Genomic DNA, 17,384 nt, shown 5'->3' with positions numbered 1-17,384 from the left:
TTTATAAATGAAACATATTTATTATTTATAGTAAAAAATAACGGATAATTGATAATAGAAAAGTGGCAGTGAGTGAGGGATTCGAACCCTCGGAGGCGTGAACCTCGCCGGTTTTCAAAACCGGTACTTTCGACCAACTCAGTCAACTCACTACAACATTAATAAGTGGTGCGAATGGTGAGAATCGAACTCACACTCCGAAACCGGAATGGGATTTTAAGTCCCACGCGTCTACCTATTCCGCCACACTCGCACTTATTGGTAGATTTAAAAAACATGTTGTTTCTTAAATTGGACTGGAATTATAATAGCTTTTTTTTTATTTGTCAAGAGTTTTTCAAAAAAAGTTGAAAAAATTTCAAAATTTAATTATTTAATCATTTTTGAACAGCAAAAAAAGTATAATATCCGACATATAATAATAGCGCTATTAAAGGATATTAATTGAGAAGTAATGAGATAAAAAAAGGGTACGACAGAACGCCTCATAGGTCACTATTAAGAGCTACGGGACTAAAAGACGAAGATTTTGATAAACCATTTATTGGAGTAGCAAACTCTTTCATTGAACTTATTCCAGGACATTTCTTTTTAGATAAAGTTTCAGCAATCATAAAAGAAGAGATTAAAGCAAATGGGTGTGTTCCTTTTGAGTTTAATACAATTGGTGTTGATGATGGTATTGCAATGGGACATGATGGGATGTTATTCTCACTTCCATCAAGAGAATTAATTGCAAACTCTATTGAAACAGTAATGAATGCACACAAACTAGATGCAATGATTGCTATTCCAAACTGTGATAAAATCGTTCCAGGTATGATTATGGGTGCATTAAGAGTTGATGTTCCAACTGTATTTGTTTCTGGTGGACCAATGCAAAAAGGTCATACTAAAGATGGTGATCCTATTGATTTAGCAACTGCATTTGAAGCTGTAGGTAAGTTTGAAAAAGGTGACATGAATGAAGAAGAGTTAAAAGATATCGAGTGTAATGCCTGTCCAAGTGGTGGTTCATGCTCTGGTATGTTTACAGCTAACTCAATGAATACTTTAATGGAAGCTATGGGAATTGCACTTCCAGGAAATGGTACAATCTTAGCCCTTACTCCTGAAAGAGAAGAGTTATATAGACAAGCAGCAAGAAGAATCTGTGAAATTGCAAAAGATGAAAAAGCAAGAGAATATTACAAATTAAGAAATATCTTAAATGAAAATGCTGTAAGAAATGCCTTTGCTGTTGATATGGCTATGGGTGGAAGCTCAAATACGGTATTACATATGTTAGCAATTGCAAAAGAAGCTGGTGTTAACTTCAACTTAGAAGATATTAACTCTATTTCTAAAAGAGTTTCTCATATTGCTAAGATTTCTCCATCTTTATCTACTGTACATATGGAAGACATCAACAAAGCTGGTGGTGTAAATGCAGTTATGAAAGAGATGTCAAAAAGAGGTGATGATATTTTAATTGATAATCCAACTATTGGTGGAATTTCAACTTTAGAAAAAATCAAAGATGCTGAGATTAAAGATACAAATATTATTCACACTATTGATAATCCTTATTCAGAAGTTGGTGGATTAGCGATTCTTTATGGTAACTTAGCAGAACAAGGTGCTGTTATCAAAACTGCTGGTATCACAGGAGATAGAGTTTTCACAGGGAAAGCTGTATGTTTTGATGGGCAACCAGAAGCAATAAAAGGTATTGTAGAAGGTAAAGTTCAAGCTGGTAACGTAGTTGTTATTAGATATGAAGGTCCAAAAGGTGGTCCAGGTATGCAAGAGATGTTAGCACCTACTTCACTTATCATGGGAATGGGACTTGGAGATAAAGTTGCTTTAATCACTGATGGTAGATTCTCAGGAGCTACAAGAGGTGCAAGTATTGGTCACGTATCGCCTGAAGCAGCAGAAGGTGGTATGATTGGTTTATTAAAAGATGGTGACGAAATTCACATTGATGTTGACCAATATATCTTATCTGTAAACTTAACAGATGAAGAGATTGCAAAAAGAAAAGCAGAGTTCACACCTCTTAAAAAACCTCTTAACTCTTCTTGGTTAGGACAATATAGAGCACTTGTAACAAATGCAAGTTCTGGTGCAGTTCTTAAAACTGACCTTTAATCTACTAAATAAAGTATGAGAATTCTCATACTTTATTTTCACAATTTCTACACTTTGTATTAATCTTTTATTTACAATTTATTCAAAAATAGTTTACATTTTGCTATTATAATTCTTTAATAAATAATATTAAAAGGATAAATGAAAATGTTAAAGAAACTATTTTTCACAGTAATATTTATAGCTACATGTTCATTTGCTCAGTCAGTTGACTTTCAAATGGCAGACAAAGACATAAAAAGAGTAGCTCCAAGTAACCCAAATCAAATTTTATCATTTAATGAGAGCATCAAAGACCCAATGAAATCGGTCGTAAATATTGCAGCGAAAAGAAGAGTATCTTCAAATGCAGGAAATATTCCATTTCAAATGTTTAATGACCCATTTTTAAGAAGATTTTTTGGTGACCAATTTAATGAACAATTTGGACAAAATAGAATTCAAAGATCACTTGGTTCTGGTGTTATCATCTCAAAAGATGGATATATCGTAACAAACAATCATGTTATTGAAAATGCAGATGAGATTATCATTACTATTGCAGACAATCCTAAAGAGTACAATGCAAGAGTTATAGGAAAAGATTCAGATAGTGACTTAGCAGTTATTAAAATTGAAGGAAACAACTTCAATGCAGTTAAATTTGGATACTCTGAAAACCTACAAGTTGGTGATTTAATCTTTGCTATTGGTAACCCATTTGGTATAGGTACAACAGTAACTCAAGGTATTATCTCAGCACTAAATAAAGACCATGTAGGTATCAATAGATATGAAAACTTTATTCAAACAGATGCTTCTATTAACCCAGGAAACTCTGGTGGTGCTTTAGTTGATAGTAGAGGTGCTTTAATTGGTATTAATAGTGCAATTATCTCTAAATCTGGTGGTAACAACGGTATTGGTTTTGCAATTCCTGTTTCTATGGTAAAAGATGTTGTTAAAAAACTTATTGAAGATGGAAAAGTTACAAGAGGATACCTTGGAGTTGTTATTGGAGAGCTTGACCAAAGAGTTTCAAAACTATATAAAAGATCAAGTGGTGCACTTATTTTAGATGTAGCAAGTGATACACCAGCTTCAAAAGCAGGATTAACAAGAGGTGACCTAATCTACTCTATCAATAATATTCCAATCAAAGATAGAAAAGATTTACAAAATGTTATTGCATCATTTAAACCAAATCAAACGATTTCTGTAAAACTTGAAAGAAATAAAAAAGATGTAAAAATCAATGTAACTCTAGGAAATAGAGCTGGACTTGTAACTTCTGATGCAAATAATGGAAAGTTCTTAGGTGGACTTTTATTATCAGAACTTAACTCAAAAGTTATCAAAAGATTTAGACTAAGCTCAAATACAAAAGGTGTTTTAGTAGTAAATGTTGAGCCAAATTCTGATGCAGAAAAAGTTGGATTTGAACCAGGAGATGTTATTATTCAAATAGAAGATATTGAAGTAAAAAGCTTCCCTGATATGCAACAAGCAATTAGAAAGTATAATAATAAACTAAAAAGAATTTATATAAATAGATATGGTCAAACAATCATTCTAGCTATAAAATAAAGGATCTCCTATAATACAAGTATTAATGATAGAAGATGATTTAGAATTAGCTCAAATCATCACAGAGTATTTAGCCTCACAAGATATTGAAGTAACAAATACAGATAGCCCATACAATGGGCTATCAATGCTAAACCTAAAAAAATATGAACTGGTAATTCTAGACCTTACTCTACCTGAGATAGATGGTCTTGAAGTTATTCCTAAAATCAGAGAAAAATCAGATATCCCTATTATTATTTCAAGTGCAAGAGATGATATTCTTGACAAAGTTATGGGACTTGAAAGAGGTGCTGATGACTACCTTCCTAAACCATACAACCCTAGAGAACTTCAAGCTAGAATCAAAGCTATTTTAAAAAGAACTGGTGGAAGTGAAAAGAAAAAAGAGGAAGAGAAAAAGAGTGATTTCATTCTAAAAGAAGATGATATGCAAATCATCTTTAAAGGGGAAACACTTAACCTAACTCTAGCTGAATATGATATTTTAAAACTACTTATCCAAAGAAATGGTGCAGTTATAGCTAGAGAAGACTTTATCTATGCAAGTGACCACATCGAAGATGATAGTAGTTTAAAAAATATCGATGTAATGATTTCAAGAATAAGAACAAAAATATCTAAAATAGACAATGAAAAAACATACATAAAATCAGTACGTGGGATTGGTTATCAACTAGTATGATTCGTAATATTTCTATCTCTGCTTTTATTAATACTATTTTTATTTTAGCTTTAATTGCTGTTTCTATTACCTTTGCAATTTTTATAAAGCTTGATAAGCAAAGATACAATATCACTATGCAAAAAAAGTATGAACTTGTAGCCGAAAACATACTTAAATCACTGGAAAGTAAACCTAATAACGCCGGAGTAAAGTTTATAGTTGACCAGTTTAAAATGATTCAAGTTGATAAACAAGAGCAGAAACTACAAATCATAAGCAATGGTAAACCACTAATTTTAAGAGATACTCTTGATGGTGTATATAGAATTATCATCTTAGATGATATTTTATATATCTATGTGCAAAGAGACGGTTATAACCTGATGTTAAAAGATACTCAAAGTTATACCCACAATCTTATGATTATATCCCTTGCTATTGCTATTTCCCTTGGGGTACTTTTCTCACTATACTATATTTTAAAAAGAAAACTAAAACCTCTTAGACAACTAAACAAAGAGATTAAAAAGTTCTCAGAAGGTGACTTCAACGTAAAAATCAAATCAAATAGTACAGATGAAATAGGAACTATTGCAAAAACTTTTGATGAAGCCTTAACACATATAAACAATCAAAGAAAATCAAAAGATTTATTCATGCGTAATATGATGCATGAACTAAAAACACCTATTACAAAGGCGATGTTTATTGCTGAGACTTTAGATGATGAGAAAAAAAGAGATATGCTTCAAAAAGCTTTTCATCGTATGGATGATATTATCAAAGAGCTTGCAATGGTTGAAAAACTAACTTCAAGCAACACTTTTGTTTATAAAGAACTAACTTCATTTTTCAAAATCTATACAAAGACTTTAGATATAGCTCTTTTAAGTCCAGATAAGATAAGTTCAAAGATAAAAGACTTTAATCTAAATGCAGATACAGCAATGCTTTCTGTGGCACTTAAAAACCTGATAGACAATGCAATAAAATTTTCACCAAACTCACATGCAATTTTAAATGCAAACAAACATAGAATAGATATTATCTCAGAAGGTGAGCCACTAAAAGAAAATCTTGAATACTACACAGAACCCTTCTCTCAAGAAGAGAAAAGAAGTGATGGTTTTGGTTTAGGTTTATATATTGTAAAAACTATTGCAAATCTTCATGGATTTAAACTAGTTTACAATCACAACAAAGGCAAAAACATCTTCTCTATTTTGATAGATTAACGTTTTTCATTGCCTCAAACCAATTTCTATTAAAATGCTTTTTAATATATCTCTCTTTGTGTGGGACTAAACACCCTGCACAGTTTTGGTGAATATAATCTTCCCCTTCAAATTGTGCTCCATCTTTTGAGTCAATACTACAATAAGAATAAAGAGTCTTATCATCTTGTTTTTTTACACCATCATCATCAAACCTAAAGTTTGGACAGGCACAGAAGTAGCAGTTTAACTCTTCATAATCATGGCACTTTTTGTTCTCTTCATATAAAGGACAAAAGTCAGGCTCTTTTTCTACCATATTATCAAACCTAAAATACTCTATAACCTCAGCATCACTTTTGTCTTTTAGTTTTTCCATTATCTTTGCGTGTTTTTTTCCGTGGGCTTCATACCATTTTATATACGACATAACTCTTCTTTTTAATTTAATTCTTTACTATCTACTATAAAAGTAACTGGACCATCATTTTGAATATCTACTTCCATATGTGCTCCAAATACTCCACTTTGAACATGAATATCATGACTTGCTACAAAAGCTTTAAACTCTTCATAATACTCATTTGCTATTTGAGGGTTTTCACTTGCATCAAAACTAGGACGTCTTCCTTTTTTGATATTTCCAGCAAGGGTAAATTGTGAGATAATCAAAGCCTCCCCTCCTACATCTATAAGAGATAGATTCATCTTGTCATTTTCATCTTGAAAGATTCTAAGATTTACTATTTTGTTTACTAACTTTTGAATATCCTCTTTTGTATCACCTTTTTTAACACCAAGTAAGATGTTTAGACCTTGTCCTATTTGTCCTACTATCTTACTATCTACTTTTACTGATGAAGATTTTACTCTTTGAATAACTGCTATCATTTGTTTTCATCCTTGATTAAAATACCTGTTTCTATGAAGTTGTTAACTTTATCTAAAGTGTCAGTATATATTCCTCTAGAAACATCCCATTTATTAATAAAAAATTCACTTTTAAACATATTAATATTTTCTTCAATAAAGTCTTGATATTTCTTTCTAAATTCTGATTGAGATTTTCCATCACTTACTATGTTCGCAATTGCAAAATTTATATACTCTTCAAAATTACTAAAGTTTTCATATCCTGAAATTCCTGCCAGTCTATTAGAGTTATAATCAAAACCATGATTATAAAACCCTCTAGCAATATAATATTCTTCTTTTTTTTCTGATATTGTATGATATAAAATAAAATTTATATTAACCAAAATTAAACATCTTAACACTTCATCACTATGCCCATCTTCATTTGTATTTTCTATCCATTCTAAAAGATTATCTAATACTTGTATGTATATTCTTGCATTTAACTCTTCTGTTTCCTCTATTGTTTTAAGTATTAATTCTTTATGACTTTCTAATCTCTTATATTTTTCGTCATCAAATATCAAATCAAATAGTTCTCTTATACTTGGCTTATAATACAAGTATTTAGATACTGTCTTTTCTTTTACATTTGAGAATATATTTTTCTCTTTTCCTTCAAATACATCGTCATTTAGTATTATCACTATTTTGCACTCAAAGTTTAAAGATAATTGTGTGATAAAACCAAAAAGGTCATTTAGGTCTATCTCTTTTGATTTTCTTTCAAAATCATCAAAACAGATTATTCCACCTTTTTCCAATCTTTTAGTTGCACTATTTTCTATGAACTCATCTTTTTGTTCTTCACTCGCTTCTGCAAGTTTAGAAAAATCTAATAAAGATGAAAACTTTCCATACCTTTTTGTAAGTTTTGTAAAAGTAGAAGCTGTTTTAGTAACTAAATTTTCACCACCTACAGAGTCAAAATAAACTTGTGAAAAAATATCATTCTCAATCTCTTCAATTGAGCTTTTTCCATAAAGACTTACATAAGAGTAACACTTTTCTTCTTTCTTTAACTCTTCTTTTAATTCATCAGTTGCAATTTTATCTTGCCAAAAATGAGTTTTACCACTTCCCCACTTTCCTGATAGCATGATTACCTTGCCATTGTTATCATCACTTCTTAAATAACTATTCTCACTACCTACTAAATACTCTTTTAAAACTTTTTGATTTGCCATATATACTCTTTATTTGTATTCTAAACTCTCAACTATTAACTTCTTATTTTTAAATGGGTCAATTATTGCTTCTATCTCTTCTAACTTATACTTCAAAGGAAAACCTATCCTAGAGTTCTTTGCTGTACTTTCTAGTTTATAATAAGCTTGTCCATTTACATAAAGAGCTTTTTTATTTGCTAGCTTTTCTTTTAATTTTACTATCACAAAAACATGCTTAGGCACAAATACAAAATATGCCTCATACCCTTTTGTTTTAAGTAGAGAGATAAGTAAGTTTGACTTATCATCACAGTCACCAAAGTTTTGCTCTACTACGTGTTTTGGACTTCTTGCAACACTTTTATTTACTTTATATGGAATTCTTGTAACAAAATCAAGCATTGATTGTACTTCACAAAGCTCATTTCCAATACAATTTTTTGTAAGAAAATTTGAAAGTCTTTGTGTATAGTAATCTTGTCTAACTTGATTCACATAAGTTGCACCATCTATATTTATAAACTGATTTTTAACGATAAAAAATGATTTAAATAAAAAGGTTATCAAAATAGCAAAAAACACCACTGTAACAGTAAGTGCAATTCTATTTACTATCTTGCTGTCAAAAAGCATTTAAAGCCTTTTTTAGCCCCTTTATATTGTTTAATGAACCCACATAGAAACTCACAAAATACTCATCTATGAAATCATACTCTAAACAAGTGTTTATAATAACACCATTTTTTGAAAGCTTCTTTTTAAACTCATTTGAGTCAATATTTTTAAGCCGGATTAAAAGTGAGTTAGAATTACTTTGAAACATAGAATCTACAAACTTGTGTTCTTGAAGTATTTTTTCTAGTTCTATTCTATTTTTGATATATATTGAGTTTGTAATAGTTGAGAATTTTTTGTCCTTTAAAGCCTCTTCTAAATACTTTATCTCAAAACTTGATATCTTGTTTTGGGGTTCATATTTTCGTAAACTCTTTATACTCTTTTCACTAGCAAAAACTGTTGCGATATTTAGATTTTTTCTTGCGTAGAATTTACTTAAATCTTTTACGATAAATAAGTTTTCATACGCTGTTAGGTATTTTATACATGAAGTTTTTCCACAAAAATCAATTAGTGTTTCATCTATAATAACTTTTGCATTTTTACTTGCCCAATACTCAAAAAGTTTATCAAGCTCATAAAAAGTACCATCTAAAAAAGAAGGGTTCATAAAAACCACAACACTATCATCTTTGATTGGTAAAAATATATTTTCAAATCTATTGATTAGTCTTGTTTCATAACCTAAGTTATTTGAAGCTTGTTTATACTCCAAATTACATGGAGAATAGATATAACAAAATTTAGAGTTTAAATATTTTAGAAGTGAATAAATAGAAGAAGAGAAACCATTAAAAAGCTCGATATTTGTTTGTTTGATTTTGTATCGTTGTTCAAGTTGTGATAAAAGAGATTGATAACAAGTACTTTCATCACATACTTCATTAAAATCAATTTGTATATCTGGCTTTAAAAAGTTAACCTCACTTCTAAAATCAAACATCTACAGACCTAAAAAGTTTTTTATTCCCGTAAATACAATTTGAGCAGATAAAGCTGCTAAAAAAAGTCCCGTGATTTTTGAGATTACAAGTAGTCCTTGTTTTCCTACTAATCTTTCAATAATAGAAGAAGAGTAAAGCATAATACCAATCACTACAATTGCACATACAAGAGCTAAACTTCCTAAAACCATAGAACCATTTGAATCAAAACCTGCACCCATTACAAGTAAAACCCCAATAGTACCAGGGCCTATTGTAATAGGAATAGAAAGAGGTACAACAGCAAGTTCTGAAATATCTTTTTGCTCTACTTTTTGAGTGTCTTTATTTCCTTTGATTAACTCAACTGCTGAAAGAAATAATAAAGCCCCTGCTCCAATTCTAAAGGCATCTAAAGTTATACCAAATACTGCAAAAATATGCTTTCCAAAATATAGTAATATCAAACTAATCACAATCACTGAAGTAGTTACTTTTATAGCCAATGCTCTTTTTTGAGCTGGAGTAGCATCACTTGTAACTGTTAAAAAAACTGATAACACGAAAAAGGGTGTCATGATGAAGAACATTTTTAAAAATGTCGAAAAGAATAATTCCATTATACTTCCTAAAAATTATTAAGGAAGTATAACAAAATATAGTTTTATTTATTTTAGAATTATTTAAAGTTTTTATTTATAACTTCTAAAAACTCTTGTGGATTTTTATATCCAATTATTTTAGCTGCTTTCATTTCTTGATTGTTTTCGTCAAAGAAGATTAAAGCTGGTGGTCCAAATACTTGGAATTTTTTCATTAAAGCTTTGTCATCATCTGTATTTTTTGTAACATCAGCTTTGATTAAAGTGAACTTTTCAAGTACTTTTTTTACTTCCTCATCTTGGAAAGTAATATTATCTAACTCTTTACAAGACACACACCACTCAGCCCAAAAATCAAGCATAACAGGTTTAGTTGAAGTTTTAATTGCTTGGTCTAACTCTTCAAGATTTTTAACCTTTATAAACTTTACATCACTAGAGCTTGTAGATACAACTTTTGAAGAAGTGAACTTTTCAAGTGGTTTTAGTACATTTGTTGCTCCACTTATAGCTCCAATAAATGTTGCTGTTCCATAGATTAAAAGAACTGTTGCAAGAAGTTTTACTAAAATATTTTCAAAGTTTTTGATAAACAGTCCAGCTCCTAAGAATAATAAAGCCCATAAATACATGATTAAGGTAGGGTCTAATACTCTATCTAACATCCAAACTGCAATTGCAAGCATCACAATACCAAATACTTTTGTAACTTGCTCCATCCAACCACCAGGTTTTGGCATAAATTTACCAGCACCAAGTCCAATAAGAAGTAAAGGAACACCCATGCCTAAACTCATCACAAATAATGCTGCTCCACCTAATACTGCATCACCTGTTTGTCCAATATAAACTAAAGCTCCTGCAAGTGGTGGTGCAACACAAGGACCAACAACAAGTGCTGATAGGAATCCCATTACAGCAACTCCAAATACACCTTGTTTCTCTTTTCCTTCTGTTGTTTTGTTTAGTTTTGTTTGTAGACTTTGTGGTAACTCTAATTTAAAGTATCCAAACATAGAGAAAGCCAATACTACAAAGATAAATGCAAAGGTCACTAATACATATGGATTTTGTAAAGCTACTTGTAAATTAGCTCCAAATAATCCTGCAATAACTCCTGCTATTGTATATGCTAAAGCCATTGCTAAAACATAAACTAAAGATAAAAAGAAACCTTTTGAAGCTGTTAGCTTTTCATTATCTCCTGCTTTTACAATAATAGATGAAAGAATTGGAATCATAGGGAAAACACATGGAGTTAAAGATAATAAAAGTCCGAAGCCAAAGAAAGTTGCTAATACTAAGATTGCACTTTTGTCTTTAAGAGTATTTACAATTGAATCACTCTCTGAAATATTTTCACTAGCTACTGTTTCATTTGTAGTTACTTCTTTTTTAGTTTCAGTAGCTTTTGAAGCTTCTAAGTTTGAAGCTAGATTTACAGAGATTGTCTCGCTCATAGGTGCATAGCAAAGTCCTGCTTTTGAACACCCTTGGAAAAGTAATTGAACTTCGTAGCTATCTGAGTTTACTTCTTCTTTTAATAAAGAGAATGGAATATCTATTGAAACTTCATTAAAGTGAACAATAAATTCATCATATTGTTCTGGTTTTGGCATTAAAAGTTTTGAAGTAATCTCTTTTTTTTCTGGTTTTGTAATTAAAATTTTAAGTTGTTTATCATAAAGATAAATATCTTTACCAAGTTTAATACTTGCAACAATCTTATCTTCTTGTTGTTCTAGTTTTGCTTGAAATGCTTCATGTGGCTCTAAAAATGACCTTTGAATAGAAAAAGCATATACAACCATAAGCATTAATAATAGTATTTTTTTCATCTATAGTATTACCTTATTTAAAATATTATTGACATTATAATCAATTTATGTGAAGTCTTTGTTTATATAAGAATTATAAATTTCTTAGATTTCAGAATTATAATTAATAGTTATAAAAAAATTGATAAAATTTAGTTATTATTTCATATAATTAATTATAAGGGTAACTAATGAGTAAAGTTGTCGATTTATCACCAAGTGAAGTTGAAAAATTAATAAATGATGATGTTGTAATGATTGATGTTCGAAGAGAAGATGAATTTAAACACACAGGAATCATCAAAAATTCTCATAAGATGACTTTCTTTGATATGTTTGGAAACTGTGATGTACCAACATGGTTATCAAAATTTGAAAAGCTTGTAAAGTCAAAAGACCAACTTATTGTTTTAATTTGTGCCCATGCAAATAGAACAAGAACTATTGCAGACTTCTTAATTCAAAACCATGGATATACTAATATCGCACATCTTGAAGGTGGTATAGCAAACTGGCTAGATGAAGGTAGAGAAACCCTTTTTAACTAAAGTTTGCCTAAAGAAGAGCTTATTCTTGCTCTTCTTTTTTCTTTGCACTTGCTTCTTGTAAAATTGCAATTACATCATCTAAGTTTGCATATGGAATGTGTGACTTCCACTCAATATCTTTTCCATTTAATGAAATTCCAATACTTACAACATCTGGCGTTCCTTTACCATATGGTTCTGAAACATTTGAAACAGAGATAATACCTTTTTTTGTTCCGTTTAAAGGAAGTGTTCCTAATTCTGTAGTTGCCATGTGTAATCCTTTTTTTAGTTTGTATAAATTTTACTAAAAATAACTTTTATTTAGTTAAAAAAGAGGTGCAGGCTCACCTAAATAAAAGCCTTGATACTCATCAGCACCTAAATCTTGAAGTATTTTATATACTGTTTCATTATGAATAAACTCTACAACAACAATTATTTTTAATGATTTAGAAAAATCAATAATAGATTTTACCATCTCAAATGCTGTTTGGTCTTTATCTATATCTTTAATTAATGAACCATCAATTTTTATATATTCTGGTTTTATATTTAAAACGTGAGTAAAGTTTGAATAACCTGTTCCAAAGTCATCAATTGCAAACTTAATGCCTTTTTCTCGGTATGTTAAGATAAAGTCATCTAATACTTTGTGGTCAGAAATAAAATCACTCTCAAGGATTTCAAAAACAACTTTTTCTCTTTGTTCTTTACTTAGAAGTTTTACTTCTTTTTCTATAAACTCCATAAAGTCTAAGTTCAAAATATCTGAAAAACTGATATTCACTGATACCATTTTTCCTATTTTATCAATATTATCAAAGGCTTTTTTTATAACTATTTGATTTAGTTTAAAATACTGTTTTGTTTTAATTGCAACATCAAAGAAATTTCCAGGAGATAAGAAGTGTTCTTTTCCATCTACATTATCTTTTATTCTCATTAGGGTTTCATATTTAATAAGCTTCTCATCTTTATCAAAAATTGGTTGGAAAAATGGAACTACGTTATCATTTTCTATTGCATTTTTAATCTTATCTTTCCAATGCATCATTTTTTTGATGTTCTCTTTTACATCAATATTTTTATTATAAACAACTGTTCTTTGAGACGTATGTTTTGCTTTATTTAAAGCAGTATTTGCACACTTTACAGGTTGGTTTTGAGAGATTGATGAACCTACAGTAACAGATAAGTATAAATCAACTCCTAGACCTTCTATTTTAAACTCTTTTACAAAAAGCTCATGGATTTTATCTATCATTTTTTCATAGGCTAAAAATCTTACAATATTTGTATCTTTTAAAGCAAATATATCTCCATTTACTCTATAAAGCTTTAAGTCATGCTCATCTGAAAACTCTTGTAGTCTTTTAGTTATTTTGATTAATAATTCATTTCCTATTTGGAAACCATAAAGTTCATTTATATCATCGAAGTTATTTATATCAATAAAGTTTACTGCAACAAACTCTTCTTCTTTGATACTTTCAATTAGAGATTCTCTATTTTCTAAGCCTGTTAACTCATCATAATAAAGTTTCTTTCTTATCTCTAAAGTTCTTTCTTGGATTTTTTCTTCTAAGTTCTTTGTGTTTTCTTGAATTGCATCTAGCATTTTATTAAAATGATTTGCTAGAACACCTAATTCATCATTACTTTCAACTATTGTTCTTACTTCTAAGTTTCCAGCTTCAACCAATCTTGCATTTTCAGATAAGTCTTGAATAGGTTTTAAAAGTTTTTGAACAAATAAAATTGCTATAAACATTAAAACTAAAAGAAGAATGATAGAAAGATTTATCAACATAGAATCAATCTCTTCTACTTTCTTTTCTAAATCTTTTTTATAGATAGATGAGATTATATACCAGCCAAAGAAGTCATTGTATTCAACCCAAGCAAATTTTTCATATGTAAAGTTTTCAGGGTCTTCTTTTGTGTTCCAAATATACTTTAACATTTTTTGGTTCGAAGAAGAGTCAATAAGCTCCTTTGATAAAGAAAGCACATCAACGTATTTACTATATTTTCCTATGGCTAAAGATTCCCCCATAAGAGATTTTGAAGGGTGGGCAATAATCCTAAACTCTTCATCTAAAATAAAAATATGCCCATGTTCCTTTGAAAAAAGAGTATCAATCAAAGGCATTAGTTTTTGGATAGCTTTTTCTTTTTGGGCATCAATTTCTACTTGAATATTTGATTCATAAGTTGTAGAAGATACAATAATATCAAAAGGCTCAAAATAAATACTATGAACAAGCTTTTTTGATACAGTATTTGAGTTTAACTTTTTCCAAAAGTATGAACTATAAGTCTCTTTTTGTTCTATCACATCTTTAATAATTGTTGGAGCAAAGACTTTACCCTTTGCATCTTTTAAATCATAGATATTTCTTCCGATATTAGTTTTTGTAGGGTGATATAAAGTATTTCCTTTTGTATCTATAAGATACAAATAGCCTTTGTCATTATATGTAATATTTGAAATAATCACTAAAGCTTTTTTTACAGCTTCATCTTTAGTGTAATTTCCTTTTTCATACTCTTTATAGTAGCTTTGAAGAGTATTATATGCAAGATAAGAGGTCTCTCTTATCTTTTGTCTATACTCTTTTTCTTTGAAGGTTTCAAACTCATTTATTTGCTCTTTTTTTGAGTCAACTATATGAGATATCTTTTCAAGTTGTAGTTTTACTTGGTTTGTTTCAAAATCAATAAAATATTTAGTAATCTTTGGAGAAATAATAAATATTATGAAAAATAAATATGCAGAAACAATAAAAACAAAAATTGCTCCTATCTTTAAAAAGATTTTATTTTTCATATTTATTAAACCTGCTTTTAAAGACTCTTGTATTTATGCTTAACTTTTTTGGCAAATACTTTGTCCATATTTCACTGATTGACCTGTTAACTCTTCAAGTTCAACAAATCCTTTTTCCCAGAACATTACAACAGTAGAACCCATTTTAAAGTAACCTAAACAGTCACCTTTTTTAACTTTTTTATCTTCATATTCATAAATTTGAATATATCTAACATCTGTATTTGTTTCAACTTTTGGCTCAAACTCAAATACCATTTGACCAACATTTAATGCTCCAACAAATACCATGTAAAATAGTTTATCTTCATGAACACACTCTAAAATAACTCTTTCATTCTCAGCAAATAAATCAATTTGTTTATTTAGATATTTTAAATTTACTGGATAAAGTTTCCCTGGAACATGTAGTAATCTTTTTACTTCAAAATCACAAGGAGAGTGATATCTATGATAATCCCTTGGAGAAAGGTAAAAGTTCATATATTTACCATCTACTAACTTTTCAAAGTTATTTGCACAATTGTAAGTTAATAGCTCTTCAAAAGAGTATTCCATCCCTTTGATTTGTAAAGCTAAATCACCCTTTACATCTCCTGCTTGTGTAATTAAACTATCTGTTGGAGAAATAAATACCTTTTCATCTTCATTGATTTGTCTTGCAATTGCTAATTCTCTTGTAAAAAGATCATTTAGTGATTTATAAAACTTTTCGTTTCTAAATTCACTCATGTCTAACTTCATACTTTTTACATATACTTTATTTATAATCTTTTGAATAAATGATGGAAACTCAGTTTTAGCGAATTTTCCAAAGTATTGAGAGATAATATTTGTAATATGCATTTTTGCCCTTGTTTAGTGTAATATAGATATTTTATCTAAATTTTACTTGATTTTTTTAAAGCAATTTCATAAATTATTATTATAAGTCTATTTAAATTTTTTTTTGATAATCTTCGAAAAAAATTATTATAGGAGAACTTTTAATGCATAAAGTTATAGTAGAAACAGAGTGTGGTTGTTTTAGAAGAAGTGATTTACAAAATAATCTAGAATTTAACTCAAAAGATGACGCTTTAAGTAAAGCAATTCAAATGAAAAATCAAATGAACTTAGAATTCTGTAAAAAACATGAATTTGATTTAGTAGAACATGGAAACAATTTTGTTATTGATTTCAGACAAGAAGCTCCATCTTCATGTTGTGGAACAGGATGCTGTAGCTAGGCCAAGAGCTGTAATTAGTTTTTATTACTACTTGGCACAAACTCTTTAGGAACAAGGATTGTAAGCTTTCCTTGTTCTTTCATTCCACCTGCATGCAATTCAGCATCTTTTCCGTTTCCATAGAAGAAGTCTGCTCTTATTTCACCTTTAATTGCTCCACCAACATCAGCTGCAACCATAAGTCTATTTATTTTTTCTTGTGTTACTGAATTTTTTGTATTTATAAATACTGGCATTCCTAGAGGAATATATCTTCTATCTACTGCTAAGTTTCTTCCAGCAGTTAATTCTGTTCCTAAAGCACCTGTTGCACCTTGGCTTCTTTTTGAGAAGAAAATATAGCTTTCATTTGCATGTAATATTTCATCTACTCTTTCAGGGTTATCTTGTAAGTAAGCTTTAATACCTTGCATTGAAGCTCCATAACCTTGCAATACACCCTCTTGTAATAGCATACCACCTATTCCTTTGTATTTATGCCCATTTTGGTTTGCATAACCTACATTTAGAACTTCACCAGTCTCTAATTGAACTTTTCCAGAACCTTGAATATGTAAAAAGAATAAATCAAACCTATCATCAACATAACAGATTGCTTCTAAATCATCTCTTTCATTAATAGCTTCTCTATCATCATAAGGAATGATTTTATTACCTTTTAGCTTACCTCTTAGTCTATATTTTTTAAGTTCTGGGTAAACAGATGATAAGTCAACGATATACATATCTTTTGGTGTTTTATAAATTGGATACTTGTATTTTTCACTTTTTGTTAGACTACCTCTTAATAAAGGTTCATAATAACCTGTAATCACACCTGTATTTGTTTTATTGTTATTATATAATTCATAGGCAACAAAGTTTTCAGTAAAGAATTTTGAGCCATTATCATAATCATTTGCTTTAGAACAAGCCTCTTTAAATAGCTCATATCTTTTTGCTCTTTTACAATCTTTTTTAAATACATCCAAGGCATAATTTAAATCATCTTCATAAAAACCTTCAATAGTATTTAGGTTTACTTTTAAAACCTTAGCTTTAGATATTTTATTTAATTTTTCAAGTTGTAAAGGCTCTTTTTGAGAACATCCAGTAAAAAAAAGAATTAGGAAAGTAATAGAAAGTAGTAAAGTTTTCATGAGTAGAAGTCCTTCTTAGTTTTTGGAATTCT

General features: G+C 29.5%; 17 protein-coding genes and 2 tRNA genes. 6 read left to right on the top strand and 13 right to left on the bottom strand.

Annotated elements, in window-relative coordinates; translation table 11 throughout:
- Window positions 1-63 precede the first annotated feature (63 nt).
- Window positions 64-152: transfer RNA gene (locus tag CRV02_RS02710), tRNA-Ser, on the bottom strand.
- Between the two features lie 14 nt (window positions 153-166).
- Window positions 167-253: transfer RNA gene (locus tag CRV02_RS02705), tRNA-Leu, on the bottom strand.
- Window positions 254-444: 191 nt separating this feature from the next.
- Here CRV02_RS02705 and ilvD point away from each other — a divergent pair.
- From ilvD to CRV02_RS02685, 4 genes are all read left to right on the top strand, one after another.
- Window positions 445-2,133, top strand: coding sequence for a dihydroxy-acid dehydratase (ilvD, locus tag CRV02_RS02700; protein ID WP_129089056.1), 1,689 nt, complete (start codon window positions 445-447; stop codon window positions 2,131-2,133).
- 147 nt (window positions 2,134-2,280) lie between these two features.
- On the top strand, window positions 2,281-3,699 hold the full coding sequence (locus CRV02_RS02695; RefSeq protein WP_129084334.1) for a Do family serine endopeptidase: 1,419 nt from the start codon (window positions 2,281-2,283) through the stop codon (window positions 3,697-3,699).
- A 10-nt stretch (window positions 3,700-3,709) separates the two neighbouring features.
- Window positions 3,710-4,384, top strand: a complete 675-nt coding sequence (locus CRV02_RS02690; protein ID WP_258239024.1) for a response regulator transcription factor — start codon at window positions 3,710-3,712, stop codon at window positions 4,382-4,384.
- The gene (locus CRV02_RS02685; protein WP_129089055.1) at window positions 4,381-5,601 is read left to right on the top strand and encodes an ArsS family sensor histidine kinase; all 1,221 of its coding nucleotides are present in this window, start codon (window positions 4,381-4,383) and stop codon (window positions 5,599-5,601) included. The genes CRV02_RS02690 and CRV02_RS02685 overlap by 4 nt, the downstream gene beginning before the upstream one ends.
- Here the strand turns inward: CRV02_RS02685 and CRV02_RS02680 are convergent.
- The 7 genes from CRV02_RS02680 to dsbD are packed head-to-tail and all read right to left on the bottom strand — an operon-like array spanning window position 5,585 to window position 11,645.
- Entirely contained in the window at window positions 5,585-6,010 is a 426-nt protein-coding gene (locus CRV02_RS02680) for a hypothetical protein (RefSeq protein ID WP_129089054.1), read from the bottom strand. The genes CRV02_RS02685 and CRV02_RS02680 overlap by 17 nt on opposite strands.
- A gap of 11 nt (window positions 6,011-6,021) precedes the next feature.
- A complete protein-coding gene (gene dtd, locus CRV02_RS02675) occupies window positions 6,022-6,471 on the bottom strand; it encodes a D-aminoacyl-tRNA deacylase (protein ID WP_129084330.1) in 450 nt (149 codons plus the stop codon).
- Complete coding sequence (locus CRV02_RS02670; protein ID WP_129089053.1) at window positions 6,468-7,682, bottom strand: P-loop NTPase fold protein; 1,215 nt, start codon at window positions 7,680-7,682, stop codon at window positions 6,468-6,470. Before CRV02_RS02670 ends, dtd begins: the two co-directional genes overlap by 4 nt.
- A 9-nt stretch (window positions 7,683-7,691) precedes the next feature.
- Complete coding sequence (locus CRV02_RS02665) at window positions 7,692-8,297, bottom strand: hypothetical protein (RefSeq protein WP_129089052.1); 606 nt, start codon at window positions 8,295-8,297, stop codon at window positions 7,692-7,694.
- A complete protein-coding gene (locus CRV02_RS02660; protein WP_129089051.1) occupies window positions 8,287-9,225 on the bottom strand; it encodes an aminotransferase class I/II-fold pyridoxal phosphate-dependent enzyme in 939 nt (312 codons plus the stop codon). Before CRV02_RS02660 ends, CRV02_RS02665 begins: the two co-directional genes overlap by 11 nt.
- Window positions 9,226-9,825, bottom strand: a complete 600-nt coding sequence (locus CRV02_RS02655) for a MarC family protein (protein WP_129089050.1) — start codon at window positions 9,823-9,825, stop codon at window positions 9,226-9,228.
- 59 nt (window positions 9,826-9,884) lie between these two features.
- Complete coding sequence (dsbD, locus tag CRV02_RS02650; protein ID WP_129089049.1) at window positions 9,885-11,645, bottom strand: protein-disulfide reductase DsbD; 1,761 nt, start codon at window positions 11,643-11,645, stop codon at window positions 9,885-9,887.
- Between the two features lie 170 nt (window positions 11,646-11,815).
- Here dsbD and CRV02_RS02645 point away from each other — a divergent pair, with 170 nt between their 5' ends.
- On the top strand, window positions 11,816-12,172 hold the full coding sequence (locus CRV02_RS02645) for a rhodanese-like domain-containing protein (RefSeq protein WP_129089048.1): 357 nt from the start codon (window positions 11,816-11,818) through the stop codon (window positions 12,170-12,172).
- A 19-nt stretch (window positions 12,173-12,191) separates the two neighbouring features.
- On the opposite strand, the gene CRV02_RS02640 is transcribed toward CRV02_RS02645, so the two are convergent.
- Genes CRV02_RS02640 through CRV02_RS02630 form a run of 3 tightly spaced genes read right to left on the bottom strand, consistent with a single transcriptional unit; the run spans window position 12,192 to window position 15,830 of the window.
- Window positions 12,192-12,425: a hypothetical protein gene (locus CRV02_RS02640; protein WP_129084324.1), complete on the bottom strand. Its 234-nt coding sequence runs from the start codon at window positions 12,423-12,425 to the stop codon at window positions 12,192-12,194.
- A 54-nt stretch (window positions 12,426-12,479) separates the two neighbouring features.
- The gene (locus CRV02_RS02635; protein WP_129089047.1) at window positions 12,480-14,984 is read right to left on the bottom strand and encodes an EAL domain-containing protein; all 2,505 of its coding nucleotides are present in this window, start codon (window positions 14,982-14,984) and stop codon (window positions 12,480-12,482) included.
- A 39-nt stretch (window positions 14,985-15,023) separates the two neighbouring features.
- Window positions 15,024-15,830, bottom strand: a complete 807-nt coding sequence (locus CRV02_RS02630) for a phosphatidylserine decarboxylase (RefSeq protein WP_129089046.1) — start codon at window positions 15,828-15,830, stop codon at window positions 15,024-15,026.
- A 143-nt stretch (window positions 15,831-15,973) separates the two neighbouring features.
- Between CRV02_RS02630 and CRV02_RS02625 the strand changes: the two genes are divergently transcribed.
- Window positions 15,974-16,213 (top strand): hypothetical protein, encoded by a 240-nt coding sequence (locus CRV02_RS02625; RefSeq protein WP_129084321.1) that lies wholly within the window; start codon window positions 15,974-15,976, stop codon window positions 16,211-16,213.
- 14 nt (window positions 16,214-16,227) lie between these two features.
- Here the strand turns inward: CRV02_RS02625 and CRV02_RS02620 are convergent, their stop codons facing one another.
- A complete protein-coding gene (locus tag CRV02_RS02620; protein WP_129089045.1) occupies window positions 16,228-17,352 on the bottom strand; it encodes a murein transglycosylase A in 1,125 nt (374 codons plus the stop codon).
- Between the last annotated feature and the right edge of the window lie 32 nt (window positions 17,353-17,384).

It is taken from the genome of Arcobacter sp. CECT 8989, from assembly GCF_004116715.1.
Lineage (GTDB): Bacteria > Campylobacterota > Campylobacteria > Campylobacterales > Arcobacteraceae > Halarcobacter.
This window is presented reverse-complemented; position numbering and strand designations above follow the sequence as displayed.

Coding starts and splice junctions, on each gene's coding strand:
- CRV02_RS02665 (WP_129089052.1), bottom strand. CDS start 8,297: ATGCTTTTTGACAGCAAGATAGTAAATAGAATTGCACTTACTGTTACA.
- CRV02_RS02630 (WP_129089046.1), bottom strand. CDS start 15,830: ATGCATATTACAAATATTATCTCTCAATACTTTGGAAAATTCGCTAAA.
- CRV02_RS02695 (WP_129084334.1), top strand. CDS start 2,281: ATGTTAAAGAAACTATTTTTCACAGTAATATTTATAGCTACATGTTCA.
- CRV02_RS02620 (WP_129089045.1), bottom strand. CDS start 17,352: ATGAAAACTTTACTACTTTCTATTACTTTCCTAATTCTTTTTTTTACT.
- CRV02_RS02645 (WP_129089048.1), top strand. CDS start 11,816: ATGAGTAAAGTTGTCGATTTATCACCAAGTGAAGTTGAAAAATTAATA.
- CRV02_RS02635 (WP_129089047.1), bottom strand. CDS start 14,984: ATGAAAAATAAAATCTTTTTAAAGATAGGAGCAATTTTTGTTTTTATT.
- CRV02_RS02680 (WP_129089054.1), bottom strand. CDS start 6,010: ATGTCGTATATAAAATGGTATGAAGCCCACGGAAAAAAACACGCAAAG.
- CRV02_RS02670 (WP_129089053.1), bottom strand. CDS start 7,682: ATGGCAAATCAAAAAGTTTTAAAAGAGTATTTAGTAGGTAGTGAGAAT.
- dtd (WP_129084330.1), bottom strand. CDS start 6,471: ATGATAGCAGTTATTCAAAGAGTAAAATCTTCATCAGTAAAAGTAGAT.
- dsbD (WP_129089049.1), bottom strand. CDS start 11,645: ATGAAAAAAATACTATTATTAATGCTTATGGTTGTATATGCTTTTTCT.
- CRV02_RS02685 (WP_129089055.1), top strand. CDS start 4,381: ATGATTCGTAATATTTCTATCTCTGCTTTTATTAATACTATTTTTATT.
- CRV02_RS02625 (WP_129084321.1), top strand. CDS start 15,974: ATGCATAAAGTTATAGTAGAAACAGAGTGTGGTTGTTTTAGAAGAAGT.
- CRV02_RS02660 (WP_129089051.1), bottom strand. CDS start 9,225: ATGTTTGATTTTAGAAGTGAGGTTAACTTTTTAAAGCCAGATATACAA.
- CRV02_RS02655 (WP_129089050.1), bottom strand. CDS start 9,825: ATGGAATTATTCTTTTCGACATTTTTAAAAATGTTCTTCATCATGACA.
- CRV02_RS02640 (WP_129084324.1), bottom strand. CDS start 12,425: ATGGCAACTACAGAATTAGGAACACTTCCTTTAAACGGAACAAAAAAA.